This window comes from Streptomyces sp. NPDC031225 (assembly GCF_055570355.1).
Genome location: NZ_JBVIHJ010000032.1, coordinates 48,938 through 71,998 on the forward strand (window position 1 = coordinate 48,938; position 23,061 = coordinate 71,998).

Genomic DNA, 23,061 nt, shown 5'->3' on the forward strand with positions numbered 1-23,061 from the left:
CCCGTGCCGGTGAACCGGACACGCGTCGGACGGTGTCCGGGGGCCCGCGTCGGTTCTGGCGCCGGGCCGGGCAGCGCCAGAACCGATGCCCGACCAGCCGGATCAGGCGGACCGCGAACCGACACCCTCCCGGGCGACGCCCGGCCCAGGCGGTGCCGAGCGAACGGTGACCGCGGAACCCCACCCGAACGACGGCCGGCCGTGTCAGGTCAAGCGTTCGCCCGGGGTCGCCGGAAGCGTGTCCACGAAGAGGGCCCCCGCGAGCAGCCCCGCGCTGCCGCGGGGGCTCCACGCGCGCGTGTGCAGGTCGGCGTCGAGGGCGAGCAGGGCCTCGCGGCCCGCTTCCGTCGTCGTACCGCCCGCCTCAAGGACGCCCCGGGCACCCGCCTGGACGTGGCGCAGGCCCAAGGGGCCCGCCGTGTAGAGGAGTTCGGTGTCCTGGAGGCTGGACATCACGGTGAGCAGGGCGTCCAGGCGGGCCTCGGACTCGTCGGCGCCCGCCCTGCGGGCCCCCGCCAGCGCGTCCAACGCCCGCCTTACGTGCGGGAATCCGGCGCGTGCCTCGCCCCGGGCGCCCGCGGCGCCGTACTTCGCGGAGACCGAGGAGCCCCTGGAGGCACGGCGTGGGGCCCGTCTGTCGGCGTGCGCGGCGATCTTCTTGGCGGTCGCGGCCACGTCCTTCGACCGCGCCCCCGGGTTGAGGGCGGCCGCGGCGACCAGCAGACCGAGGGTCCACAGGGCACCGCGGTGGCCGCCGCCGGCCAGGCCCACCGAGTGTTCGGTGCAGCGGCCGATCGCTCCCAGTTCCGCGCGCAGTCCGGGGGTGGGTTCGCCGGTGCGGCGGGCTGCGGCGGCCATCGCCGCCAGGCCGGGCGCAAGCGCCTTGGCCGACCAGCGCAGGGAGCAGTGATCCTTGCTCGTGGCACGGGCACCGAGGTCACGCGGGTCGGGCAGGCCCGGCTTGGGAGCCAGGGCCAGCTGCCCGGTGAGCGCGTCCACGGCGGCCAGCGCCAGCGCCTCGTCCTCGCGGCTGCTCATGGCCGTACCTTACGAGGAGGCCGCGGCGGCGGGACCGGCACTTTCGGACGAAGCGTCGCCCGGGGGTGTGCCGCCGGTCGACGTGAGGTCGGTGTTCCTGTGGATTCCCGTCATGACCGGGACCGTAGGGAGGGGGGCCGTCAGGACCCTGAGGGGACGCTGTGCGGGGGCTGGGAATGCGGCAAAGCCGAAGGGGTGCCGCGGGCGGGCGTACCGGAGCGCCCTCGGTCGGGTGAATTCCGAGCGGGCGCCGCCGTTTCTCAAACGTCCCGATGGGGCAAAATCTTCGCAAACAGATCTTGAGGATGGAGGGGGTTGGGCTTTCCTTGTCTCCCTACGAGCACGATCCCGTGCACGATTTCGGGTTCATCGCCACCGCTCAGACCCCCCTCAGGGCCGTAAAACCCGAGGTGGGCGCTGACATGCGCAACTCACGCAGGGGGGAACGCAGTTGGGCCGCCCTGTGGTTTCATATCTGCTCTGCGACCCCTGCTCCGGGGTTGTTCACTCTCACGAGCGTGTTCGCGCGCGGGACGCTCCGGATGTCCGTAATATCCGCCTTGCGTGGACCGTTCCTTGTCCATTTGCAGACCAGCGGGCACACGGAAGATCGAGGTTCGTCCATGAACACGCCCACCATCACCTCGGCCGACGAGCCCGGGCAGCAGTCGACCGCCGGGGAGCGGGTCCCGTTGGTGCGGCTCGCCGCCCGGGCCGACGGTCTCCGGTCGGGTGCCCTCACCCGGGTCGTGCCGCAGGACACCCCCGACCGCGGTCCCGCGCGGGTCTCGGTCGCGGCGTTCCAGTCGGCCGTCTGATCCCTGCCCCCGCGAGCAGGAAACGCGCCGTGCGCTGATGGACCCGTCGCCGCACCCCCTGAGCCAGTTCGTACTGAAGATGCACAGCCGCTGCGATCTCGCGTGCGATCACTGCTACGTCTTCGAACACGCGGACCAGAGCTGGCGGGGGCGGCCGGCGGTGATCTCAGGTGAGGTGCTGGACCTCACCGCCCGGCGCATCGCCGAGCACGCCCGCACCCACCGGCTCGACACCGTTCACGTCGTCCTGCACGGCGGGGAGCCCCTCCTCGCCGGCCGGAAAAGACTCCGCCAGGCAGCACAGGGCTTACGCACCGCCCTGGCCGGTGTCAGCGCGCTGGACCTGCGCATCCACACCAATGGCGTCACCCTCGACGAGAAGTTCTGCGAACTGTTCGCGGAGTTCGACATCAAGGTCGGCATCTCGCTCGACGGCGACCGTGCCGCGAACGACCTGCACCGCCGCTACCGCAACGGCCGCAGCAGCCACGACCGGGTCCTTGCCGCCATCGGCCTGCTCAACAACCCCCGCCACCGGCATCTGTTCGCAGGCCTGCTCTGCACGGTCGACCTGCGCAACGACCCCGTCACGGTCTACGACGCGCTGGCGGAACTGAACCCGCCCCGCATCGACTTCCTGCTCCCCCACGCCACCTGGGACGAACCACCGGCACGCCCGGCCGGCACCCCCTCGTACGGCGAGTGGCTGCTGGCCATTCACGACCGCTGGACCGCCGCGGGCAGACCCATGGGCGTACGGGTCCTCGACTCCGTGCTGCGCACCCTGCGCGGCGCGAGCAGCCTCACCGAGTCCCTCGGGCTTGCCCCGGTGGAACTGGCCGTCATCGAGACCGACGGCGCGCTCGAACAGGCGGACTCACTGAAGACGGCGTACGACGGAGCGCCCGGCACCGGCATGGACGTACGCGTCAACTCCCTGGACGAGATGGCCGTGCACCCCGGCATCGTGGCCCGGCAGCAAGGGCTGGACGGGCTGTGCGGGACCTGCCGCGCCTGTCCCGTCGTCCGCTCCTGCGGCGGCGGGCTGTACGCGCACCGCTACCGCTCCGGGAGCGGGGCCGGCGACTTCATGAACCCGTCCGTGTACTGCGCCGACCTGAAACAGCTCATCACCGGGATCCGCGACAGGGAAGCCCAGAGGACACCGATGACGCACCTGCCCCTGGACGACACGCGCTTCGACGAGATCGCCTCCGGCTTCGGCGGGGCCGACGCCGTCGAGCTGCTGGCCCGGCGCGAACTCGGCGTGAACCGCGAACTCCTCGCCGCCGTCTGGCAGGAGAGCGCGCACAGTACGACCGGCACGGCCGCCTGGGACACCCTCGCCGTCCTGGACGCCGAGGCTCCCGAGTCCGTGGACGCGGTCCTGGCCCACCCCTATCTACGGCCCTGGGCACAGCGCGCGCTGCGCGGCGACGAGGAGGGCGGCCGGATCGCGATGCGCGGGGTGGCGGAGCTCGCGGCGGCGGCGCTGCTGCGGGCCGGGCGCGCGGGCACCCTGACCGTGCCGACCGGTTCCGGAGTGCTGCGGCTGCCGACCCTGGGCGCGCTGGTCGTGGGCGACGCGGCGCAGGCGCAGGTCACCGGCGGCGCGGACGGGAGCTTCACCGTGCGGGTCGGGGAGCGCGAGCACACCGTGGGGCCCAAGTCGGCGGCGGATCCTGCGTGGTTGGCCCGGCACCGGTTCGAACTGCCGGGCTGGGCCGTCGTCCTGGAGGACACGGACCCCTGGCGGGACGCCCACGGATATCCCGTGCGGGCACGGCTGTCCGCCGCGGCGGCCGAGGAGTGGCGCGGTGACCTCGCCGCCGCGTGGGAGTGGATCCGGCGCGAACTGCCCGCGTACGCGCCCGGACTCGCCGCGGGCCTGAGTGTGGTCACCCCGCTGCGGGAGACTGCCGCGGGCGCGGACATCAGTTCCGCGGCCCGGGACGCCTTCGGCGCGGTCGGCATCGCCCGGCCGGGCACGCCGCAGACCCTCGCCTGTCTGCTGGTCCACGAGTTCCAGCACGTCAAGCTCGGCGCCGTACTCGATCTCACGGACCTCTACGACCCCGCCTGCGAGGAGCTGTTCTACGCTCCCTGGCGTCCGGATCCGCGCCCGCTGGAAGGGCTGTTGCAGGGGACGTACGCACACATCGCCGTGGTCGACTACTGGCGGGCCCGCCGCCGGACCGCGAGCGGCGCCGAAGCCCGTGATGCCGAGGTCCGGTTCGCCCGATGGCGCGAGCAGACCGCGGAGGCGGTGGACACCCTGGCCGGCTCCGGCGCCCTGACGGAACTGGGGGAGCGCTTCGTGACGGCCATGGGGGAGACCGTCTCGACGCGGCTGACGGACCCGGTGAGCCCCGACGCGCTGATCAGCGCCCGCAGAACGGCGGCGGACCACAGGGACCGTACGGCACGGTGATGTGCGCGCGGCGGGCGGAAGCCCTGCGCGCCGGTCGCCGTCCGGGTGGCTTCTCGCCCCGCCCTGCGCACTGGCCGACTGACGTCCCGTCACATCCACTGCGCCATAGTCGAGTTCACCGCACCATTCCGCTGATGAGGCGGTCGTTCCTACACTGAGGCTCCGTCGGGCGGCGTATCGGGGGTATTCGTGCGAGGGGACGCAGAGGATCCCAGGAGTGGGCGGCCGTACTTCTTTCTCAGTTACGCGCACACACCGCGCAACGACTCCGAGATCGCCGGCCCCAACGCGTGGGTGAAGAAGCTGTACGACGGGTTGTGCGCGCACATCCTGGAGATGACGTCGTTACCGATGGGCGCCAGGGCCGGATTCCTGGACCAGGGGATCGCACTCGGAACGCGGTGGACGGACGAGTTGTCGGAGAACCTGGCCCGCTGCCAGGTGTTCGTACCGCTGTACTCACCCCGGTACTTCATCAGTGAACAGTGCGGCCGCGAGTGGTGGGCGTTCTCCCAGCGGGAGATCTACCGCCGCACCCTGCGCGGGGAATCGCGCGAGAGCGCCATCGTCCCGGCGTTATGGGTGCCCGTCGAACTCGCCCAACTCCCCCAGGTGGCCAAGGACCTGCAGTTCCAGCACGCGGACTTCGGGGACGACTACGCGGCGGAGGGGTTCTACGGGCTGACCAAACTCAGCTATCTCAGGGACCAGTACGAACTCGCCGTCTACCGGCTCGCCCAGCGGATCGTGCGCGCCAGCCGGGCCATAGATCTCGGGGAGGGCCAGGTCTACCGGCAGTACGAGTCACTGCCCAGCGCCTTCGGGGACGGCGCCCATCCACCCGAGTTCGACGTCACGGTGATCGCCCGCTCCCGTTCGGACCTGCCCCCGGGCCGGGCTCCCGACTACTACGGGGAGACCGCGCTGGAGTGGAACCCGTACCACCCGGTGTCGACCCGCTCCCTCGCGGAGCACGCCGCCGACCTCGTCAGGGCGATGAACTACCGGGTCACCGTGAGCGACTTCGAGAACGAGCCCGACCGCCTCCTCACCATGGGCCCGCCCAACACGCCCGCCCTGCTGCTGCTCGACCGGTGGGCTCTGGACTCCCCGCGCGTGAAGGAACTCATGGCGCAGCTGGCCGAGCAGCAGCGCCCCTGGATCAGCGTGATGATCCCCCAGCACCGGGACGACGCCATCCCCCCGGAACGGGACCGGCAGTTGCAGGAGCTCACCGACCGGGTGCTGGCCGCGCGGCAGGTGGTGGGCTCGGGCCACCGGTCGCCGGGCGGCGCCATACGCACCCTCGAGGCGTTCCAGCTCGAACTCCAGAAAGCCGTACGGCAGGCGGCCAACTACTACGAGACCCATGCGAAGACCTATCCGCCGAAGGGGCCACCCACCGATCCCCCGCGGCTGCCCAGGCTGGGATACCACGTCTGAGCGCGACGCCCGGCCCCCTGCGCGGACCCGCCCGCAGGACCCGGCGCACACGGCACGAGGGAAGAGCAAGGCCGACACAGCGGAGGGCTCCATGACCGAGAACCGCAAGGGCTCAGTGATCACCTTCTACTCGTACAAAGGCGGGACCGGGCGCACGATGGCACTCGCCAACGTGGCCTGGATCCTGGCCGCCAACGGGTATCGCGTGCTGGCCGTCGACTGGGACCTGGAGGCGCCGGGTCTGCACAGGTTCTTCCACCCGTTCCTGAAGCCCTCCTTACTGCGGGAGACACCCGGCCTGATCAACCTCATAGACGACTACCGCCGCGAGGCCCTGCGCGACCTCCCCGACCGCGCGCCGGACTGGCACCGGCGCTACGCCCGCGTCCGCCCCCACGCCATCTCCCTGGAGTGGGCCTTCCCGGATCGCGGCAGCCTGGACTTCCTGTCGGCCGGCATGCGCCACCGGGACTACCCGATCGTCGGCAACATGGACTGGGACCGCTTCTACAGCAGCTACGGCGGCGGCCAGTTCTTCGACGCGATGCGCGCCGACATGGAGCGGTACTACGACTTCACCCTGATCGACAGCCGCACCGGCCACAGCGACCTCGCCGACATCTGCACCGTGCAGATGCCCAGCACCCTGGTGGTCTGCTACACCCTCAGCGACCAGAGCATCGAGGGCGCCGCCGCGGTCGCCCAGGACATCGAGGAGCGGTACGGCGAGAAGGGCATCCGCATCCTGCCGGTCGCCATGCGCATCGACGACGGCGAGAAGGACAAGGTCGACGCGGGCCGGGCCCTGGCACGCGAGCGCTTCGACGGCCTGCCGAGCGGCATGGACCCCGAGCAGCTCACCGCCTACTGGGGGTCGTTGGAGATCCCCTACCGCCCTTACTACGCCTACGAGGAGATCCTCGCCCCGTTCGGCGACCCGCCCAAGGTCGCCAGTTCCATGCTGACCGCCTGCGAACGGCTGACCCACGTCGTCACCTCGGGCCGGGTGAGCTCCCTGCCGCCCATCAACGAGGTCAAGCGCAACCAGTACGTGTCCGCCTACACCCGCCGCCGCCCGCTGCCGCCGTCGAAACTGCTGCTCCAGTACGTCTCCGAGGACCGGATGTGGGTGGACTGGCTGGAGGCGGTGCTGCGCGAGGCGCGCTTCGAGGTGGTCTCCCAGGACCTGCGGTCGATGACCACCCTGGAGGTCGGCGGCGAGGCCCTGTCCGGCGGCTCGCAGCGGGCGCTCGCCGTGGTCTCACCCGCCTTCCTCGGCTCCCGCACGGCCCGGGCCGCCTGGGAGGCCACCGTGCACTCGGGGGGTTCGCACAAGCACCAGCCGGTCGCCCTGCGGGTCGGGGACGTGCAGCAGATCCCGTACGCCAGCCGGGGCGGCACCATCGATCTGGCCCGGCTGGACGAGGAGACGGCCGCGACCACGCTGCTCACGGGTCTGGGCCGGCCCAGCTCACCGCAGCCGGCCGGACGTCCGCACGGGGCGCGCTTCCCCAACAGCAGCACCAGCGTGTCCAACGTCCAGCCCCGCTACCCGTTCTTCACCGGCCGCTCCTCGATCCTGGAACAGGTGCGCCGGCAGTTCGTCACCGGCGGTTCCGGGGAACCGCTGCCGCAGGTGCTGCACGGACTCGGCGGCGTGGGCAAGACCCAGCTGGCCCGCGAGTACGCCAACCGCTTCAAGCCCGACTACGACCTGGTGTGGTGGGTCGACGCCGAACAGCCCGACCTGGTCGCCCCCAAACTCGCCGACCTCGGCCGGCGGCTCGCCCCGGGCATCGGCGACGACGTCTCCGAGGCGGCCGTGGCCGCACTCCAGGCACTGCGGGCCGGTGACCCGTACAAGCGCTGGCTGCTGGTCTTCGACAACGTCGAGGACCTGGACGAGGTGCTGAACCGCTTCAGCGACCAGACCGGACCGATCCCGGACGGTGTCTATGGCCACCTCCTGGTCACCACCCGCACCAAGCCGGCCACGACCCGGGTCCGGACCGTGGAGGTCGAGGTCTTCACCCGGGAGGAGAGCGTGGAGCACCTGACCGCGCGCGTGCCGGGGCTGCGCGAGGAGGACGCAGCCCTGGTGGCCGACGCGGTCGGCGACCTTCCCCTGGCGATCGAGGTCGCGGCGGCCTGGCTGGCCACGACGGCCACCCCGGTCGGCGAGTACATCGAGCAGCTGCGCGAGCAGAGCACCCAGGTGCTGTCGGTCCAGGCCGCCGTCAACGCCGTGGAGTACCCGTCCTCCGTGGGCGCCACCTGGAACATCTCCGTGACCCGGCTGCGTCACGAGTCCCCGGCGGCGGCCCGGCTGCTCGAACTGTGCAGCTTCCTGTCCGCCGAGCCGATCTCGATGGCCCTCGTCGGCAGCGACGCGATGATCAAGGCGCTGCTGCCGTACGACAAGGACCTGCGCGCCCGGTACATGCTCGGCAAGGTCACCCAGGCGCTGAACCGGTTCGCGCTGGCCAAGGTGGACTCCACCGACAACTCCATCCAGGTGCACCGGCTGGTGCAGGCCGCGGTGCGCGAGAGCATGGCCCCGGATGTGGCCGAGGAGACCGTCCACGAGGTGCACCGCATCCTCGCCGCCATACGGCCCTCCGAGGACGCGGTGGACGACCCGGCCAAGTGGCCCGAGTTCGAGGTGATCTGGCCGCACCTCGTCCCCTCCAACATCCGCGAGTGCGCGGAGGAGGAGCCACGGCAGCTGATGGTGGACCGCATGCGCTATCTGTGGAAGCGCGGCGAACTGCATCTCGCCCGCACCCTGGGCACCCAGCTCGACGAGTTCTGGAGCACCGAGTTCCGGGACTCCAACGACGAGCAGATCCTCAACCTCCGTTTCGAGCTGGCGAACATCCTGCGCTCCCAGGGTGAGTACCAGGCCGCCCGGGCGATGGACGAGGACACCCTGGCCCGCCAGCGCCGGCTCCTCGACGAGGGCCACCCCTCCCTGCTCATCACCTCCGGCAACGTGGCCGCCGACCTGCGGGCGCTCGGCCGGTTCAGCGAGGCGCTGGAGCTGGACCAGCGGAACTACAACGGCTTCCGCGAGATCTTCGGCGAGGACCACTCCCGCACCCTGCGCTCCGCCAACAACCTCGCCATCGACCACCGCCTCACCGGGGACAGCGAGGCCGCCCGGCGGCTCGACGAGGACACCGTGCGCCGTCGTACCGCGCTGGACGGCCCGCTGCACCCCTACACCCTCACCACTCGCAGCCACTACGCCCGCGACCTGCGGGAACTCGGCGAGTACGACGAGTCGGTGGAGATCCTGCGCCAGGTGCGGGATCTCTTCGGCCAGGTGCTCAACCCGTACGTGCCGGAGGTGCTGCGGGTCGACAAGAGCCTCGCCGTGTCCCTGCGCAAGGCCGGCCGGCACGCGGAGGCGCTGCGGCTGAGCGAGCAGACCTGGGAGACCCACACCCGCTACCGCGACCGGTACGGCCGCTCCATTCCCGAGGAACTGGCCTGCGGGCTCAACCTCGCCGCCGACTACCTCGCCACCGATCCCGAGCAGGGCGCCCAGCGGGCCGTGCGCCAGGTCGAGGAGGTGCTGGTGGGATACCGCAACTCCTTCGGTCCCGGCCACCCGTTCACGATGTTCTGCATCAACAACCTGGCGACCTATCACCGGGCCCTCGGCGACGCGCAGAAGGCCGCGGAACTCGCCGAACAGGCCCGCACCGCCCTCGCGGCGGCCCTCGGCAACGACCACCCGGCCACCCTCAGCGTGGGAGCCAGCCTCGCCAACGCCCTGGCCGACCTCGGCCGCCTCGAAGAGGCCGAGCACTGGGAGCGGCTTGCCGTGACCGGCCTGCGCAAACGGCTCGGGCCCAGCCATCCCGACACCCTGGCCGGCGTGGCCAACCTCGCGATCACGCTGCGCGACCTTGGCCGGGGCAAGGAGGCCACCAGACTCCACCGGGAAGCGGAGACCGAACTGGTCCAGCGGCTGGGCGAGACGCATCCGCTGAGCGAGGCGGCGTCCGCGTGGCGCCGGATCGACCGGGACCTGGAGCCGCAGCAGGTGTGATCCGCGGTGGCTGTGATGCGGGGTGGGGTTGGGTGGGGTGGTGCGGGGGGGGGTAGGCCCGCACCGCCGCGGATCGGGGTACGCCGCGATACCGGCGTCCTCATCCGTCCTGTCGGGAGGCCCAGCCGATGAAGCGGGTCATCACGCGCAGCGCTCCGAAGTGGGCGGCGTGGCGTTCGACCTCGACGCGGGCCCCGGGGATGTGACGGCCGAGCCAGCGGGTGTGTTCCACCGGGGCGAAGATGTCCTCCTCGCCGTGCCAGAGGAAGACCGGGGCGGTGATGCCCGACAGCTCGAAGCCCCAGCCGGTGCTGAACGCCATCACGTCGTCCACCCAGCCGTCGGCGGAACGGCGCAGCCCCTCGGCGAAGTTGCGCTCCAGCATGGCCTGGATACCGGCGTCGGCGACGATCCGGCGGTCCGACTCGGGCAGTTCGCTGCGCATCTCGGCGACGGAGGCGGCCGGATCGGCGAGGATCGTCACCGAGCGTCTGCCCAGGCTGGCGGTGAGCCGGTGCCGGCCCGCGGCCGCGTTGACGTAGGCTAGGACGTTGGCCTCGGTCATGCCGTCGAACCAGTCGAGGTCGGCGGCGTCCGGCGGGGCGAGCCCGACCAGGGAGCCGGCCCGAGCGATGCGTTCGGGGATCAGTGCGGCGCAGGCGAGCGCGTGCGGGGCGCCGCCGGAACGGCCCACCACGCCGAACCGGCCGATCCCCAGGGCGTCGGCGATCAGGCGTACGTCCTCGGCGGCCGCGCTCACCGTGCGGCCCAGGCTGCGGTCCGAACCGCCGTATCCCGGCCGGTCGAACGTGATCAGGCGGATCCCCATGCGGTAGAGGACCGACGGCCGCGGGGCGGGCCCGAGCCGGCTGCCCGGAGTGCCGTGCAGCAGGAACACCGGGCGGCCCTCGGGGTCACCGCGCTCCTCGACCGACAGCCGTCGCCCGTCCCTGGTGTGTACCGTCCACGCCATCGGCAGTCCCCCCACGGCCCGGCGTTCCCATGAGTCCGGCGGCAGAGCGACCGGGTCCGGTCAGTATGCAGACCGGACCCCCCTGGAGTCAGGGGATCGGAGTCATGGGATCGGTTCACACCGCCATCAGCGGTGCGTCCTTCTTCCACTTCAGGATCTTGTCGAAGCTGACCACCGCGCCGCGGCGGCCGGGCTTGTTGCCGATGTGGACGTGGTCGGCGAGCTCCTGGATGAGACAGAGGCCGCGGCCGTTCTCGGCGTCGTCGGAAACGGGGCGCACGGCCTGGCGCACGGACTGGGGACGGGTGAACCCCGGGCCGGAGTCGGTGACTTCGATACGGCACTTCTCGCCGTCGAGGTAGGCGGTGACCCGGTACGCCGTCGAGGAGTCCTGCCGGCCGCCGTGTTCGACGGCGTTGGCGCAGGCCTCACTGAGGGCGAGGGAGAGGTCGTAGGAGACGTCCGGATCGACGCCCGCGGTCTCCATGGTGCCGAGCAGCAGGCGCCGGGCGAGCGGGACGCTCGCAGCCTCGCGCCTCAGATGGAGTGACCACCAGATGCTCATGCTCCAGCCTCCTGGGCGCGGCTCGACATACCGTTACGTATTGCCGCCCGCACCCGGGTGTAAGCACACAGTTGACGTGATGCCGCCCATACGGGGGATGCACGGGGTGCGCTCATCGGTGTATGTGGGGCAGTTCGCGTCAGAAGTGACCTTCCGGTCGTACACCCCGTACGTCATCTTGTGGACCTGCCGTATGGCGTCCATAAGGCCAGTGCGATGATGAGCCCGCCATGACTGCCCCCCACGCACGCTCCGGAGGCGATCTCCGGGTTCTGCGGGCCGCGGTGTTCGCCGCGGTCTGCGTCGTGCTGGCCGCGGCCGGTCACTCGATAGCCTCCTGCGCGACCGTCCCGTGGTGGACGCTCGGCGCGGGCTTCCTGGGGGCCGTCCTGGTCGTGGCACCGCTCGCCGGACGTGAGCGGTCGCTGGCGGGCATCGCGACACTGCTCGCGGCCGGACAGACCGCGCTGCATGTGCTGTTCGGGCTGGGGCAGCACGGCGCGACGACGATGGCATCGATGACGTCGATGACGGCGATGACGGCGACGTCCTCGGCACAGGCGGCGCAGGCCGTGCAGTCGGTGCAGTCGGTGTCCGACGCCTCGCTGGTCCAGCAGGCCGCGCGGCTGCTGTGCGGGACCACCGCCGCGGCGATCAGCCCGGCGCAGGCCCAGAAACTCCTCACCGACGCGCGGCTCTATCCCGGGGCGACGGGTGGTACGGGCGCCACGGGTACGACGGCCGTGCACCACTCGGCGGAGGCCATGGCCGGCTCCTCCGGCTCCTCCGTCCTGGCGCTGCTGCCCTCCCTGCCGATGGTCCTCGGGCACGTCCTCGCGGCCGTCGCGGCCGGCTGGCTGCTGCGGCGCGGGGATCTGGCGCTGCTGCGGCTCGCCGAACTGTCCACGTGCTCGGCGCATTCCGTCGCGGAAGAGGCGCTCGTACGGTCCCTGCGCGGGGCGCTCGCGCTGGTGCGCGCCCTGCGTGCGGGACTGCCGGGGGCACCCGAGGCCGGACCGCGCATTCGGCGCACCGCGCTGCCGACGGTGCCCGAGCCACGCACCACCGCACTCCAGCACTCGGTGATCAGGCGGGGTCCGCCGGCCGGCGGCTTGTTCGTTCTCGCCGCCTGACACGACGGGCGCAACCCGGGGTCCCCCAAGGACCTCCAGGCGCCGCGTCGTGCGGCACGCATGCGTGCGGGTGTTTCCCACGTCTCTCGACCGACCGGGCACCCACGCGCACGCGTACCCCTCCTCAGTACCGGAACCCCTTTCGAAGCGGAGTGCACTTCATGAAGGCTTCTCGTCTCGCCGCCACCGGCGCCGTCGCCGCCACGGCCGTGGTGATCCTGTCCTCGCCCGCGTTCGCGCACGTCAGCGTGGCCCCCGAGGGCACCGCCGCCAAGGGCGGTTACGCGGTCGTGGACTTCAAGGTCCCCAACGAGCGCGACAACGCCTCCACCAGCAAGCTCGAGGTCGCCTTCCCGAGCGACCACCCGCTGGCCTCGGTCATGCCGGAGCCGATGGCCGGCTGGAAGATCCAGGTCACCAAGTCGAAGCTCGCCAAGCCCCTCGAACTGCACGGCAAGCAGATCACCGAAGCCGTCACCAAGGTGACCTGGACCGCCACCAGCGCGGCCGCCGGCATCCAGCCCGGCTACTTCGAGAAGTTCCCGGTCTCCATCGGCGCCCTGCCCGAGGACGCCGACGAACTGGTCTTCAAGGCGATCCAGACGTACTCCAACAAGGAGGTCGTGCGCTGGATCGAGGTCCAGGAGGACGGCGCGGAGGAGCCCGAGACGCCGGCTCCCGTCCTCGCCCTGTCCGCGGCCACCGCGGACGGCCACCACGGCTCCACGGCCGCCGAGGAGACCGACGCCAAGACCGAGAACGCCGCCGCGGCCACCGAGGCCGCCCCCGCCGACAGCAGCGACACCACCGCCCGCGTCCTCGGCGTGGTCGGCATCGTCGTCGGCGTGCTGGGCGTGGCGTACGGCGTGCTCGCCGGGCGTCGGCGCAGCGACGCCTGACCTGTTGCACGGACGCGTGCCGGGGCCGGACAGCCCCGGCACGCGCCAAAAAACTTACATCTGGGACATTTTGATATGCGCAAGAAGACGTTCGCAGCGGCCGCTCTGATCGCCGCCGCCACCCTGACCCTCTCCGCCTGCGGCAGCGGTGACGACAGCTCCTCGCCCGTCTCCGTGGTCTCGGAGGAGGCCGGCTCGGAGAAGGCCGCCACCGTCCTCGACCAGCCGTTCGAGAAGCCGGACCTGGTCCTGACCGACACCAAGGGCGCGAAGTACGACCTCCGGGCCGCGACCAAGGGCAGGCCCACCCTGATCTACTTCGGCTACACCCACTGCCCCGACATCTGCCCGCTGACGATGAACAACATCGCCGTCGCGAAGAAGCAGCTGCCGAGGTCCGAGCAGGACAAGCTGACCGTCGTGTTCGTCACCACCGACCCGGCCCGCGACACCCCGGCCGAGCTCGGCAAGTGGCTCAAGGGCATCGACACCCAGTTCGTGGGCCTGACCGGTGACTTCGCCACCATCCAGGCGAGCGCCCGCACCCTGGGCATCTCCATCGAGCCCACCCACAAGGACAAGAAGACCGGCAAGACCGTCTCGGTGCACGGCACCCAGGTCGTCGCCTTCTCCCCGAAGACCGACAAGGGATACGTCCTCTACGGCGAGGACGCCACCGTCGACGACTACACCAAGGACCTGCCCAAGATCATCAAGGGGCAGAACCCATGAGCAGGACCACAGCGTCGGTCGCGGTGCTCGCCGCGGCCCTCGTCCTGGCCGGCTGCTCGGACTCCTCCGGTTCCGACGGCCCCGCTCTCTCCGTCTCCGGCGCCTACATCCCGCAGCCAGTCTCCGCCGACATGGCCGCCGGGTTCCTCACCGTCTCCAACTCCGGTGGCACGAAGGACGAACTGACCTCCGTCACCAGCGCCGACGGCGACGTCACCCTGCACGAGACGACCGGCGGCGCGATGGAGCAGGTTTCCCGCCTGCCCGTCCCGGCCCACGGTCAACTCGTGTTCAAAAGCGGCGCCAACCATCTGATGTTCGACAAGCTGAAGCGCAAGCCGACGCTGGGTGACACCGTCACCGTCGAACTGCACTTCGCCAAGTCCGACCCCGTCGTCGTGAAGATGCCGGTCAAGTCGGCGACGTACGTCCCCGAGACCGGACACTGAGGGAGGGACCACCTTGACGCAGACCATCGCCCCCCGCGTCCGGACCCTGTTGCTGCTGCTCCTGGCCACCGTCGGCCTGCTGCTGACCACGGCCGCACCCGCCTCCGCGCACGCCGCGCTCACGGGCAGCGACCCTGAGCAGGGGGTGGTGGTCGACAAGGCGCCCGACCAGATCTCGCTGACCTTCTCCGAGAAGGTCGCCCTGTCGGACAACTCGCTGCGGGTCCTCGACCCCAAGGGCAAGGCCGTCCAGCAGGGCAAGCCGTTCGCGGTGGACGGCACGACGTACGGCGTGAAGGTCCACAGCGGCCTGCCCGACGGCACGTACACCGTCGCCTACCAGGTCGTCTCCGCCGACAGCCATCCCGTCTCCGGCGCCTTCACCTTCTCCGTCGGCGCCCCCTCGACCACCACCGTCTCCGTCTCCGGAGAAACCGTTGGCGGCGGAATCGTCGGCTGGCTGTACGGCTTCGGGCGGTACATGTCGTACGCCGGGTTCATCGTCCTGATCGGCGGCGCCGCCTTCGTGCTCGGCTGCTGGCGGCGCGGCGCCGGAGTACGGCCCATGCAGCGCCTCGTCGTCGGCGGCTGGCTCACCCTCACCTCGGCCACCCTCCTGCTGCTCCTGCTGCGCGGCTCCTACACGGGCTCCGGGAAGGTCGGCGACATCTTCGACCTGGACCTGCTCGGGAACGTGCTCCAGACCAAGGCGGGCGCAGCCCTGGTGTCCCGGCTGCTGCTGCTCGCTGCGGCCGCCCTGTTCATCTCCGTGCTCTTCGGGGCGTACGACAAGCGCGACGAGGAGGAGAAGCGGGACCTCACCTTCGGCCTCGCGATCGGCGGGACGGTCGTCGCGGCCGGGCTCGCGGCGAGCTGGGCGATGGCCGAGCACGCCTCGGTCGGCCTCCAGGCGGGCATCGCGATGCCCGTCGACGTCGTCCACCTGCTGGCCGTCGCCACCTGGCTCGGCGGACTGACCGCGCTGCTCGTCGCGCTGTACCGCTCCGAAGCGCCGATCGAGTCGGCCGCCGTACGACGGTTCTCCCAGGTCGCCTTCGGCAGCGTGGTCGCGCTGGTCGTGACCGGTGTCTACCAGTCCTGGCGGCAGCTCGGCTCCTGGTCGGCGTTCACCGACACCCGGTACGGGCAGCTGCTGCTGGTCAAGATCGCGCTGGTGGCGCTGATGGTCGGCGTCGCGTTCGTCTCACGGCGGTGGACCGCGCAGCTCGCGGACGTGGCGGTGCAGCGGGGGAAGCGGACGCCGCAGAAGGAACGGGTGACGGCCAACGCCTCCGGAGCCGGCAAGGCCAAGGGTGGCGCGGGGGGCAAGGAGGCGGGGGCCAAGGAGGCTGCTGCCAAGGGCGCGGACGGTTCGCGCTCGCAGGGCACCGGTTCCAAGGGCTCGGGCAGCTCCAAGCGGGCCGCTCAACTCGCCCGGCAGCAGGCCGCGGTGGACACGGCACGGCAGAAGCGGTCCCGGGACGCCGACCCCAACCGCTTCGGGCTGCGCCGCTCGGTCCTCGCCGAGGCGGGTGTCGCGGTCGTCCTGCTGGCGGTCACGACCGTGCTGACCCAGACCGAGCCCGGCCGCACCGAGGAAGACGCCAAGGCGGCCAAGGCGGCCTCCTCTTCCTCGTCGTCCTCGTCCTCGTCGGACGCCTCGGACTCCTCCGGGGCCCTGACCCTGGACATGTCCTTCGACACCGGTGGCACGGACGGCAAGGGTGTGGTGACGGTCGACCTCGACCCCGCGCGGGTGGGCGGCAACGAGATGCACGTCTACGTACAGCGGCCCAACGGCCGTGCCTTCGACATCCCGGAGGTGAAGGTCGCCCTCACCCTGGAGGCCAAGAAGATCGGGCCGCTGACCGTCACCCCGGACCACATCACCACCGGTCACTGGTCCGCGAGCAGCGTCCAGATCCCCATGGCGGGCGACTGGAAGATCGCCGTGACCGTGCGTACCTCCGACATCGACCAGACGACCGTCTCCAAGAACGCGCAGATCGGCTGACCCGCACCATGTCTGAACAGTCCATTCCCGTCACCGGCACTGGCGGGGGCGACCCCGGGAGGGTCGACACCGGGGAGTTCGACCCCGGGGAGGTCGACCCCGGGGAGGTCGGCCCCGGGAACCCCGAGAGCCCCTCCCCGGCAGGCGCCGCCACGGGCATCTCGCGGCGCACCCTCCTCGGCACCGCCGGCGCCACCGGGCTCGTCCTCGGCGCGGCCGGCGGGGCCGTGGGCTACGCCGCCGCACCGGCCGGGGCGACCGCGCTGACCTCCGTGGGCAGCGACAAGGTGATGTTTCACGGGAAACATCAGCCTGGCATCACCGAGGGCCTCCAGGCCCGCGGCCACCTCGTCGCCTTCGACCTGGCGGCGGGCGCGGGCCGCAAGGAGGCCGCCGCGCTGCTGCGCCGCTGGTCCGACACGGCGAAACGGCTGATGGCGGGGGAGGCCGCGGGATCCGGCGACACGGATGTCGCCCGGGACGCGGGACCGTCGTCCCTGACGTTGACCTTCGGTTTCGGGCACAGCTTCTTCTCCCGGACCGGGCTGGAGAAACAGCGCCCCGTCGCCCTCGACCCGCTGCCCGACTTCTCCTCCGACCAGCTCGACAAGGCCCGCAGCAACGGCGATCTGTGGGTGCAGATCGGCGCCAACGACGCCCTGGTCGCCTTCCACGCCCTGCGGGCGGTCCAGAAGGACGCGGGCAGCGCGGCGAAGGTCCGCTGGCAGATGAACGGCTTCAACCGCACACCGGGTGCCACGGCCCACCCCATGACGGCCCGCAACCTCATGGGCCAGTTGGACGGCACACGCAATCCGAAGCCGGGCGAGTCCGACTTCGACGAGCGGATCTTCGTTCCGGCGGCGGTCTCGAAGGACCCGTCCTGGATGGCGAACGGTTCCTACGCCGTCGTACGGCGCATCCGCATGCTCCTCGACGACTGGGAGAAGCTGTCCCTGGCGCACCAGGAGGCCGTCATCGGGCGCCGGAAGGCCAACGGGGCGGCGTTGTCCGGGGGCACCGAGACCACCGCGATGGACCTGGACAAGACGGACGCCCAGGGCGATCTGCTCGTCCCCATCAACGCGCACGCCCGGATCACCCGGCCCGACCAGAACGGGGGCGCGGCGATTCTCCGCCGCCCGTTCTCGTTCCACGACGGCATCGACGCGGACGGCGTCCCGGACGCCGGGCTGTTGTTCGTCTGCTGGCAGGCGGACCCGCTGCGCGGCTTCGTCCCGATCCAGCGCAAGCTCGACCGCGGCGACGCGCTCTCCCAGTACGTCCGGCACGAATCGAGCGGCCTGTTCGCGGTGCCGGGCGGGGCTGCGGAGGGGGAGTACGTGGGGCAGCAACTGCTGGAGGGGTAGGGCGAGGCCACGGCGGGCGGGGGGCGCAGCCGGGAAACCGCGGCGGGGCCGCGGGTGGGATGTGCAGCCAGGAAGGTGCAGCGGGGGCGTGGCCGGGCGGGAGCACCCGGGTGGCGTGGCCGGGCGGGCAGGCGGGCTCAGCCACGAGGCGCGGCCGGGGGGTACAGCGTCACCCGAGGACGCGTGGCCGGGGCGTATCCCGAAGGCCACAACCGGAGGTCGCAACCGGGAGGTCGTATCCGGAAGGCCACAGCTGGAGGTCGCAGCCAGGAGGTCGCGCGAACGGCCGTGGGTGGCCTGCGGTCACGCCGTTTCACTCACCGGAGGGGCAGTGGTGAGACATGTGCGCCGGGCCGCGCAAGGGCCATTAGGGTGAGGTCATGCCAGCGAGCTATGCGTATCTCGGCCCTGAGGGCACCTTCACCGAAGTCGCGCTGCGGACCCTTCCCGAGACGGCGACCCGGGAGCTGATCCCCTACGTGTCGGTGCAGTCCGCGCTGGACGCGGTACGCACCGGTGAGGCCGAGGCCGCGTTCGTGCCGATCGAGAACTCCGTCGAGGGCGGCATCACCACCACCCTCGACGAACTGGTCGCGGGCGCCCCGCTGATGATCTACCGCGAGGTGCTGCTGTCGATCACCTTCGCGCTGCTGGTCAGGCCCGGCACGAAGATCACGGACATCAAGACGGTCTCCGCGCACCCGGCCGCCCAGCCGCAGGTGCGCAACTGGCTGAAGAAGCACCTCCCGGACGCCCACTGGGAGTCGGCCGCGTCCAACGCGGACGCCGCCCGCCTGGTCCAGGAAGGCCAGTACGACGCGGCCTTCGCCGGCGAGTTCGCCGCCGCCCGGTACGGCCTTCAGGCCCTGGAGACCGAGATCCACGACGCGGAGAACGCGCAGACCCGGTTCGTCCTGGTCGGCCGCCCTGCCCGGCCCGCCGCCCCGACCGGTGCCGACAAGACGTCCATCGTGCTGTGGCAGCGCGACGACCACCCCGGCGGGCTGCGTGACCTGCTGGGCGAGTTCGCCACCCGCGGCATCAACCTGATGCTGCTCCAGTCCCGGCCCACCGGCGCCGGCATCGGCAACTACTGCTTCTGCGTCGACGCCGAGGGACACATCACCGACCGCCGGGTCGCGGACGCCCTGACGGGGCTGAAGCGGATCTGCCGCGAGGTGCGCTTCCTCGGTTCGTACCCGCGCGCGGACAAGGAACCCGCGGACCTGCGGGCGCCGCTCCCCGGCACGTCGGACGAGGCCTTCGTGGCGGCCTCGGACTGGGTGGCCCAATGCCAGGACGGGCGCTTCTAACGCCTCAGGAGCCGGTCCTACCTGCAGATTTTAGTTATCCACAGGAGTTATCCACAGGTCAGCTTCTCGACCTGGGGACAAGTCGACAACAAAGGGTGATCCTGTCGACAAATCGGCCCTCAGGGCACTTCCGTGTCCACACGCGCGCACGTCACCCTTCGTCCACTGTTTTCCTTTAGGCAATCCTTTGGGGTGACCTATTTCCACTCGAAAGTAGGGGTAAAGAGGAGTTTGCGTCGTGAATCCTCGGCATGATCCCCAGGTTTCGGAGTGATCAATTCCGAAATCCACAGACCCTCCGCACAGCCTGTGGATAACTCTTGGAGGCGGGTACACCTCTGTGGACAACCATGCGCCAAGTCCCGCTCACCGCAAGGGATTCGAGTCAACCCGGCGCCTCACCCGTGCCTCGTCCCGGCGAGCCGGGGTACTTTTCATTGACACGTTCCGCAATTCACCCATAACGGAACGTAAGCCACCATTCGCCACGGTCGGGAATAGTGAGTCGTGGGGCGTATCCCCGCACCGGTAGCCTTGGCCGCGTGATTGACCTTCGCCTGCTCCGTGAGGACCCCGACCGAGTGCGCGCGTCCCAGCGCGCCCGTGGAGAGGACGTCGCCCTCGTCGACGCCCTCCTGTCTGCCGACGAGCGGCGCAGGTCGTCCGGCGTCCGCTTCGACGAGCTGCGTTCCGAGCAGAAGAGCATCGGCAAGCTCATCTCCAAGGCCTCCGCCGACGAGAGGGCCGAGCTGCTCAAGAAGACGGGCCGGCTCGCCGCGGACGTCAAGGCGGCCGACGCCGAACAGCACGAGGCCGACGAGGAGACCAAGCGGCTCCTGCTCCAGCTCGGCAACCTCGTCCACCCCGACGTCCCCGTGGGCGGCGAGGAGGACTTCGTCGTCCTGGAGACGCACGGCACCATCCGCGACTTCGGCGCCGAGGGCTTCGAGCCCAAGGACCACCTGGAGCTCGGCGAGGCGCTCGGCGCCATCGACGTCGAGCGCGGCGCCAAGGTCTCCGGCTCGCGCTTCTACTACCTGACCGGTGTCGGCGCCCTGCTGGAACTCGCCCTCGTCAACGCGGCGATCGCGCAGGCCACCGAGGCCGGCTTCACCCCGATGCTCACCCCCGCGCTGGTCCGCCCGCGCGCCATGGAGGGCACCGGCTTCCTCGGCCAGGCCGCGGAGAACGTGTACCACCTGGAGAAGGACGACTACTACCTGGTCGGCACCTCCGAGGTCCCGCTCGCCGCGTACCACATGGACGAGATCCTCGACGCCGACAAGCTGCCGATGCGCTACGCCGGCTTCTCGCCGTGCTTCCGCCGCGAGGCCGGCACCTACGGCAAGGACACCCGCGGCATCTTCCGCGTGCACCAGTTCGACAAGGTCGAGATGTTCTCGTACGTCCACCCCGACGACGCGGAGAACGAGCACCGGCGGCTCCTCGACTGGGAGAAGCAGTGGCTCACCGGCCTCGAACTGCCCTTCCAGGTCATCGACGTGGCCTCGGGCGACCTGGGCGCGTCCGCCTCGCGCAAGTTCGACTGCGAGGCGTGGATCCCGACCCAGGGCAAGTACCGCGAGCTGACCTCGGCCTCCAACTGCGACGGCTTCCAGGCGCGCCGCCTGTCCGTGCGGATGCGCGACACCAGCGACGGCAAGAACAAGGTCCAGCCGCTGGCCACGCTCAACGGCACGCTGTGTGCCGTACCGCGCACCATCGTGGCGATCCTGGAGAACCACCAGCTGGCCGACGGCTCCGTGCGGGTGCCCGAGGTGCTGCGCCCGTACCTGAGCGGCCGGGAAGTGCTGGAGCCGGTCGCCAAGTGAGCTTCCCCTACCGGCTGATCGCGACCGACCTCGACGGAACGCTCCTGCGCTCCGACGAGTCGGTCTCGCAGCGCACGCGTTCCGCTCTCGCGGCGGCCACGGACGCCGGAGCCGCGCACATCGTGGTGACCGGCCGCGGGGTCCCGTGGACGCTGCACATCCTCGAAGACCTCGGCTACAAGGGGCTCGCGGTCTGCGGACAGGGCGCCCAGGTCTACGACGTCGGCGAGCACCGACTGCTGACCTCGGTGACGTTGGACCGGAAGCTGGCGGCCGTGGCCCTCGCGAAGATCGAGGCGGAGGTCGGCCCGCTGTACCTGGCGGCGAGCCGCGACGGCCTCGACGGTGATGTGCTGGTCGGGCCGGGCTACTCGGTGACGGGCGCACTGCCGTCGACGCCGTTCACCGACGTGGCGGATCTGTGGGCCGCGCCGCTGAACAAGATCTACGTACAGCATCCGCAGCTGTCGGACGACGCGTTGGCACAGGTGGCCCAGCGGGTGGCGGGCGGCTTCGTCTCGGTCGTGATGTCGGGCGCGGGCATCGTCGAACTGCTCCCGCTGGGGCTGTCGAAGGCGACCGGTCTGTCCCTGGCGGCCCGTCGGCTCGGCCTGAAGGCCGCGGACACGATCGCCTTCGGCGACATGCCCAACGACATCCCGATGTTCGCCTGGGCGTCGTACGGCGTGGCGATGGCGGACGCACACGAGGAACTCAAGACGGTGGCCGACGAGGTGACGTCCTCCCACGAGGAGGACGGGATCGCGGTGGTCGTGGAGCGGTTGCTGGGCTGACGGCTACGGGCGGTCCGGCTGGGCCGTCTGTGCCGGCCGGTCCGTCTGAGCCGTCTGAGCCGTCTGAGCCGGAAGTTCACCGAAGGTCAGCAGCGCGTGCACCGGCCCCGCCGAGGCGTGGTCTCCCGGGCCGAGCTGATCGACGATCACACCGCAACCGGCCCACGCACCGCCGCGCTCCTCGACCATGGTCCTGACGGCGGCCGCCTGACGCCCGGTCTCGATCCAGTCGTCGACCAGTGCCAGCCGATCGCCGGGCCTAACGGAGTCCCGCTGCATCCGAAGCCGGTGCCGAAGCCGACGGTAGTCCGGTGCGGTGGTCCGTTCGGTCTTCGGCCCGGGGAGCATGCCGTCGCCCTTGCGGACGGGCACGAAGCCGACCCCCAGCTCGACGGCCACGGCGGCACCGAGCAGAAAGCCCCGGGCCTCGACACCGCAGACCGCGGTGATCCCGGCGTCCCGGAACGCCGCTCACACATAGGGGTGTTCGAGGACGAGGTCGCGTGCGGTTCTGGTCTAATCGGGGCCTTCTTGACCTACTCCAGCCAGGAAGTCCAGCCCCATTCCCAGTGACAACGTCTTGCGGAGGATGCACGAATCGAACGTGCGCGGGCCTTTCGACCCGACCACGGTTTAGCAAACCGGTGCCTTACCACTCGGCCAATCCTCCGGGTGGGCGGCCTCACGCGAGAGCGACATCGCGTGCTCGAAGCGGCCGCCCGGGCAGTTCCCGCGCGGAGCGGGTCCGACGGTGGCGTAACTACACCGGAACCCGCCGCGGGCTGCCCTGCAGGGAGCTCGACGGACTGTCGTGCATGGACATCGTCGAGCACCTCCCCAGTGTGTGGCGCCGGTCCCGCCCGGCGTCGTGAACACAACCACTGTGCCTGTACGACGACTTGGGCGCCACCGATTAAAATCGGCCGTGCGTTCGAAGCTAGCCGCGCCGCCACCGCCGCCGGCGCTTGCTGAAGAACCAGCCCGCGGGCGGCTCGTCGGAGCGCCAGGGCTGGGGCTCGGGAGCCTCCTGGCGCCAGCGCGCGGCGAGCATACGGGCGCGGGCAGACGGCTCGTTCGTCCCGGCGGACCGTATGAAGTCCTCGTCCAGGACCAGGTCGTCCCAGTCGTCTGCCATGCCTGTTCCCCTCGACTCGCAGCCGAACACTCCCCTTTGTCCAGTCTGCCCGGACAGAGATGAAG

At 71.0% G+C, this 23,061-nt stretch carries 18 protein-coding genes and 1 tRNA gene; 13 read left to right on the top strand and 6 right to left on the bottom strand.

All coding sequences use genetic code 11. From position 1 onward, the window contains the following. Positions 1 to 204: 204 nt before the first annotated feature. A complete protein-coding gene (locus tag ACZ48Z_RS39175; RefSeq protein WP_468740682.1) occupies positions 205 to 1,038 on the bottom strand; it encodes a triphosphoribosyl-dephospho-CoA synthase in 834 nt (277 codons plus the stop codon). 623 nt (positions 1,039 to 1,661) lie between these two features. Between ACZ48Z_RS39175 and fxsA the strand changes: the two genes are divergently transcribed. The 4 genes from fxsA (at position 1,662) to fxsT (ending at position 9,787) form a co-directional block, all read left to right on the top strand. Beyond that, positions 1,662 to 1,856 (top strand): FxSxx-COOH cyclophane-containing RiPP peptide, encoded by a 195-nt coding sequence (fxsA, locus tag ACZ48Z_RS39180; RefSeq protein WP_468740683.1) that lies wholly within the window; start codon positions 1,662 to 1,664, stop codon positions 1,854 to 1,856. 37 nt (positions 1,857 to 1,893) lie between these two features. After that, positions 1,894 to 4,287 (top strand): FxsB family cyclophane-forming radical SAM/SPASM peptide maturase, encoded by a 2,394-nt coding sequence (locus ACZ48Z_RS39185; RefSeq protein ID WP_468740684.1) that lies wholly within the window; start codon positions 1,894 to 1,896, stop codon positions 4,285 to 4,287. A gap of 189 nt (positions 4,288 to 4,476) precedes the next feature. Next, complete coding sequence (locus tag ACZ48Z_RS39190; RefSeq protein WP_468740685.1) at positions 4,477 to 5,730, top strand: TIR-like protein FxsC; 1,254 nt, start codon at positions 4,477 to 4,479, stop codon at positions 5,728 to 5,730. Positions 5,731 to 5,821: 91 nt separating this feature from the next. After that, positions 5,822 to 9,787: an FxSxx-COOH system tetratricopeptide repeat protein gene (gene fxsT / locus ACZ48Z_RS39195; RefSeq protein WP_468740686.1), complete on the top strand. Its 3,966-nt coding sequence runs from the start codon at positions 5,822 to 5,824 to the stop codon at positions 9,785 to 9,787. 100 nt (positions 9,788 to 9,887) lie between these two features. On the opposite strand, the gene ACZ48Z_RS39200 is transcribed toward fxsT, so the two are convergent. Together ACZ48Z_RS39200 and ACZ48Z_RS39205 are read right to left on the bottom strand one after the other, a co-directional pair. Next, the gene (locus ACZ48Z_RS39200; protein WP_468740687.1) at positions 9,888 to 10,760 is read right to left on the bottom strand and encodes an alpha/beta fold hydrolase; all 873 of its coding nucleotides are present in this window, start codon (positions 10,758 to 10,760) and stop codon (positions 9,888 to 9,890) included. 115 nt (positions 10,761 to 10,875) lie between these two features. Then, the gene (locus ACZ48Z_RS39205; protein WP_468740688.1) at positions 10,876 to 11,325 is read right to left on the bottom strand and encodes an ATP-binding protein; all 450 of its coding nucleotides are present in this window, start codon (positions 11,323 to 11,325) and stop codon (positions 10,876 to 10,878) included. A 230-nt stretch (positions 11,326 to 11,555) separates the two neighbouring features. On the opposite strand from ACZ48Z_RS39205, the gene ACZ48Z_RS39210 reads away from it, so the two are divergent. From ACZ48Z_RS39210 to ACZ48Z_RS39250, 9 genes are all read left to right on the top strand, one after another. Continuing rightward, positions 11,556 to 12,458, top strand: a complete 903-nt coding sequence (locus tag ACZ48Z_RS39210) for a hypothetical protein (RefSeq protein WP_468740689.1) — start codon at positions 11,556 to 11,558, stop codon at positions 12,456 to 12,458. Between the two features lie 161 nt (positions 12,459 to 12,619). Continuing rightward, entirely contained in the window at positions 12,620 to 13,357 is a 738-nt protein-coding gene (locus tag ACZ48Z_RS39215; protein WP_468740690.1) for a YcnI family copper-binding membrane protein, read from the top strand. A 75-nt stretch (positions 13,358 to 13,432) separates the two neighbouring features. Beyond that, positions 13,433 to 14,089 carry an SCO family protein gene (locus tag ACZ48Z_RS39220; RefSeq protein ID WP_468740691.1) on the top strand — a complete coding sequence of 219 codons (657 nt, stop codon included), beginning with the start codon at positions 13,433 to 13,435 and terminating at the stop codon, positions 14,087 to 14,089. Next, entirely contained in the window at positions 14,086 to 14,538 is a 453-nt protein-coding gene (locus ACZ48Z_RS39225; protein WP_468740692.1) for a copper chaperone PCu(A)C, read from the top strand. The genes ACZ48Z_RS39220 and ACZ48Z_RS39225 overlap by 4 nt, the downstream gene beginning before the upstream one ends. A 13-nt stretch (positions 14,539 to 14,551) precedes the next feature. Beyond that, positions 14,552 to 16,552, top strand: a complete 2,001-nt coding sequence (locus tag ACZ48Z_RS39230; protein WP_468740693.1) for a copper resistance CopC/CopD family protein — start codon at positions 14,552 to 14,554, stop codon at positions 16,550 to 16,552. Between the two features lie 8 nt (positions 16,553 to 16,560). Next, positions 16,561 to 17,922: an iron uptake transporter deferrochelatase/peroxidase subunit gene (gene efeB, locus ACZ48Z_RS39235; protein ID WP_468740694.1), complete on the top strand. Its 1,362-nt coding sequence runs from the start codon at positions 16,561 to 16,563 to the stop codon at positions 17,920 to 17,922. Between the two features lie 380 nt (positions 17,923 to 18,302). Continuing rightward, positions 18,303 to 19,235, top strand: coding sequence for a prephenate dehydratase (pheA, locus tag ACZ48Z_RS39240; RefSeq protein WP_468740695.1), 933 nt, complete (start codon positions 18,303 to 18,305; stop codon positions 19,233 to 19,235). A gap of 542 nt (positions 19,236 to 19,777) precedes the next feature. Continuing rightward, positions 19,778 to 21,067, top strand: coding sequence for a serine--tRNA ligase (serS, locus tag ACZ48Z_RS39245; RefSeq protein ID WP_468740696.1), 1,290 nt, complete (start codon positions 19,778 to 19,780; stop codon positions 21,065 to 21,067). After that, entirely contained in the window at positions 21,064 to 21,861 is a 798-nt protein-coding gene (locus ACZ48Z_RS39250) for an HAD family hydrolase (protein ID WP_468740697.1), read from the top strand. Before serS ends, ACZ48Z_RS39250 begins: the two co-directional genes overlap by 4 nt. A 3-nt stretch (positions 21,862 to 21,864) precedes the next feature. On the opposite strand, the gene ACZ48Z_RS39255 is transcribed toward ACZ48Z_RS39250, so the two are convergent. From ACZ48Z_RS39255 to ACZ48Z_RS39265, 3 genes are all read right to left on the bottom strand, one after another. Beyond that, positions 21,865 to 22,260 (bottom strand): hypothetical protein, encoded by a 396-nt coding sequence (locus ACZ48Z_RS39255; RefSeq protein WP_468740698.1) that lies wholly within the window; start codon positions 22,258 to 22,260, stop codon positions 21,865 to 21,867. 184 nt (positions 22,261 to 22,444) lie between these two features. Then, positions 22,445 to 22,531: transfer RNA gene (locus ACZ48Z_RS39260), tRNA-Ser, on the bottom strand. 267 nt (positions 22,532 to 22,798) lie between these two features. Continuing rightward, positions 22,799 to 22,996, bottom strand: coding sequence for an SGM_3592 family protein (locus ACZ48Z_RS39265; RefSeq protein ID WP_468740699.1), 198 nt, complete (start codon positions 22,994 to 22,996; stop codon positions 22,799 to 22,801). Positions 22,997 to 23,061 lie beyond the last annotated feature (65 nt).

Bases quoted from the DNA above. Each gene is read 5' to 3' on its own strand.
- ACZ48Z_RS39175 (WP_468740682.1), bottom strand. From the start codon at position 1,038: ATGAGCAGCCGCGAGGACGAGGCGCTGGCGCTGGCCGCCGTGGACGCG.
- fxsA (WP_468740683.1), top strand. From the start codon at position 1,662: ATGAACACGCCCACCATCACCTCGGCCGACGAGCCCGGGCAGCAGTCG.
- ACZ48Z_RS39185 (WP_468740684.1), top strand. From the start codon at position 1,894: ATGGACCCGTCGCCGCACCCCCTGAGCCAGTTCGTACTGAAGATGCAC.
- fxsT (WP_468740686.1), top strand. From the start codon at position 5,822: ATGACCGAGAACCGCAAGGGCTCAGTGATCACCTTCTACTCGTACAAA.
- ACZ48Z_RS39200 (WP_468740687.1), bottom strand. From the start codon at position 10,760: ATGGCGTGGACGGTACACACCAGGGACGGGCGACGGCTGTCGGTCGAG.
- ACZ48Z_RS39205 (WP_468740688.1), bottom strand. From the start codon at position 11,325: ATGAGCATCTGGTGGTCACTCCATCTGAGGCGCGAGGCTGCGAGCGTC.
- ACZ48Z_RS39210 (WP_468740689.1), top strand. From the start codon at position 11,556: ATGACTGCCCCCCACGCACGCTCCGGAGGCGATCTCCGGGTTCTGCGG.
- ACZ48Z_RS39215 (WP_468740690.1), top strand. From the start codon at position 12,620: ATGAAGGCTTCTCGTCTCGCCGCCACCGGCGCCGTCGCCGCCACGGCC.
- ACZ48Z_RS39220 (WP_468740691.1), top strand. From the start codon at position 13,433: ATGCGCAAGAAGACGTTCGCAGCGGCCGCTCTGATCGCCGCCGCCACC.
- ACZ48Z_RS39225 (WP_468740692.1), top strand. From the start codon at position 14,086: ATGAGCAGGACCACAGCGTCGGTCGCGGTGCTCGCCGCGGCCCTCGTC.
- efeB (WP_468740694.1), top strand. From the start codon at position 16,561: ATGTCTGAACAGTCCATTCCCGTCACCGGCACTGGCGGGGGCGACCCC.
- pheA (WP_468740695.1), top strand. From the start codon at position 18,303: ATGCCAGCGAGCTATGCGTATCTCGGCCCTGAGGGCACCTTCACCGAA.
- ACZ48Z_RS39265 (WP_468740699.1), bottom strand. From the start codon at position 22,996: ATGGCAGACGACTGGGACGACCTGGTCCTGGACGAGGACTTCATACGG.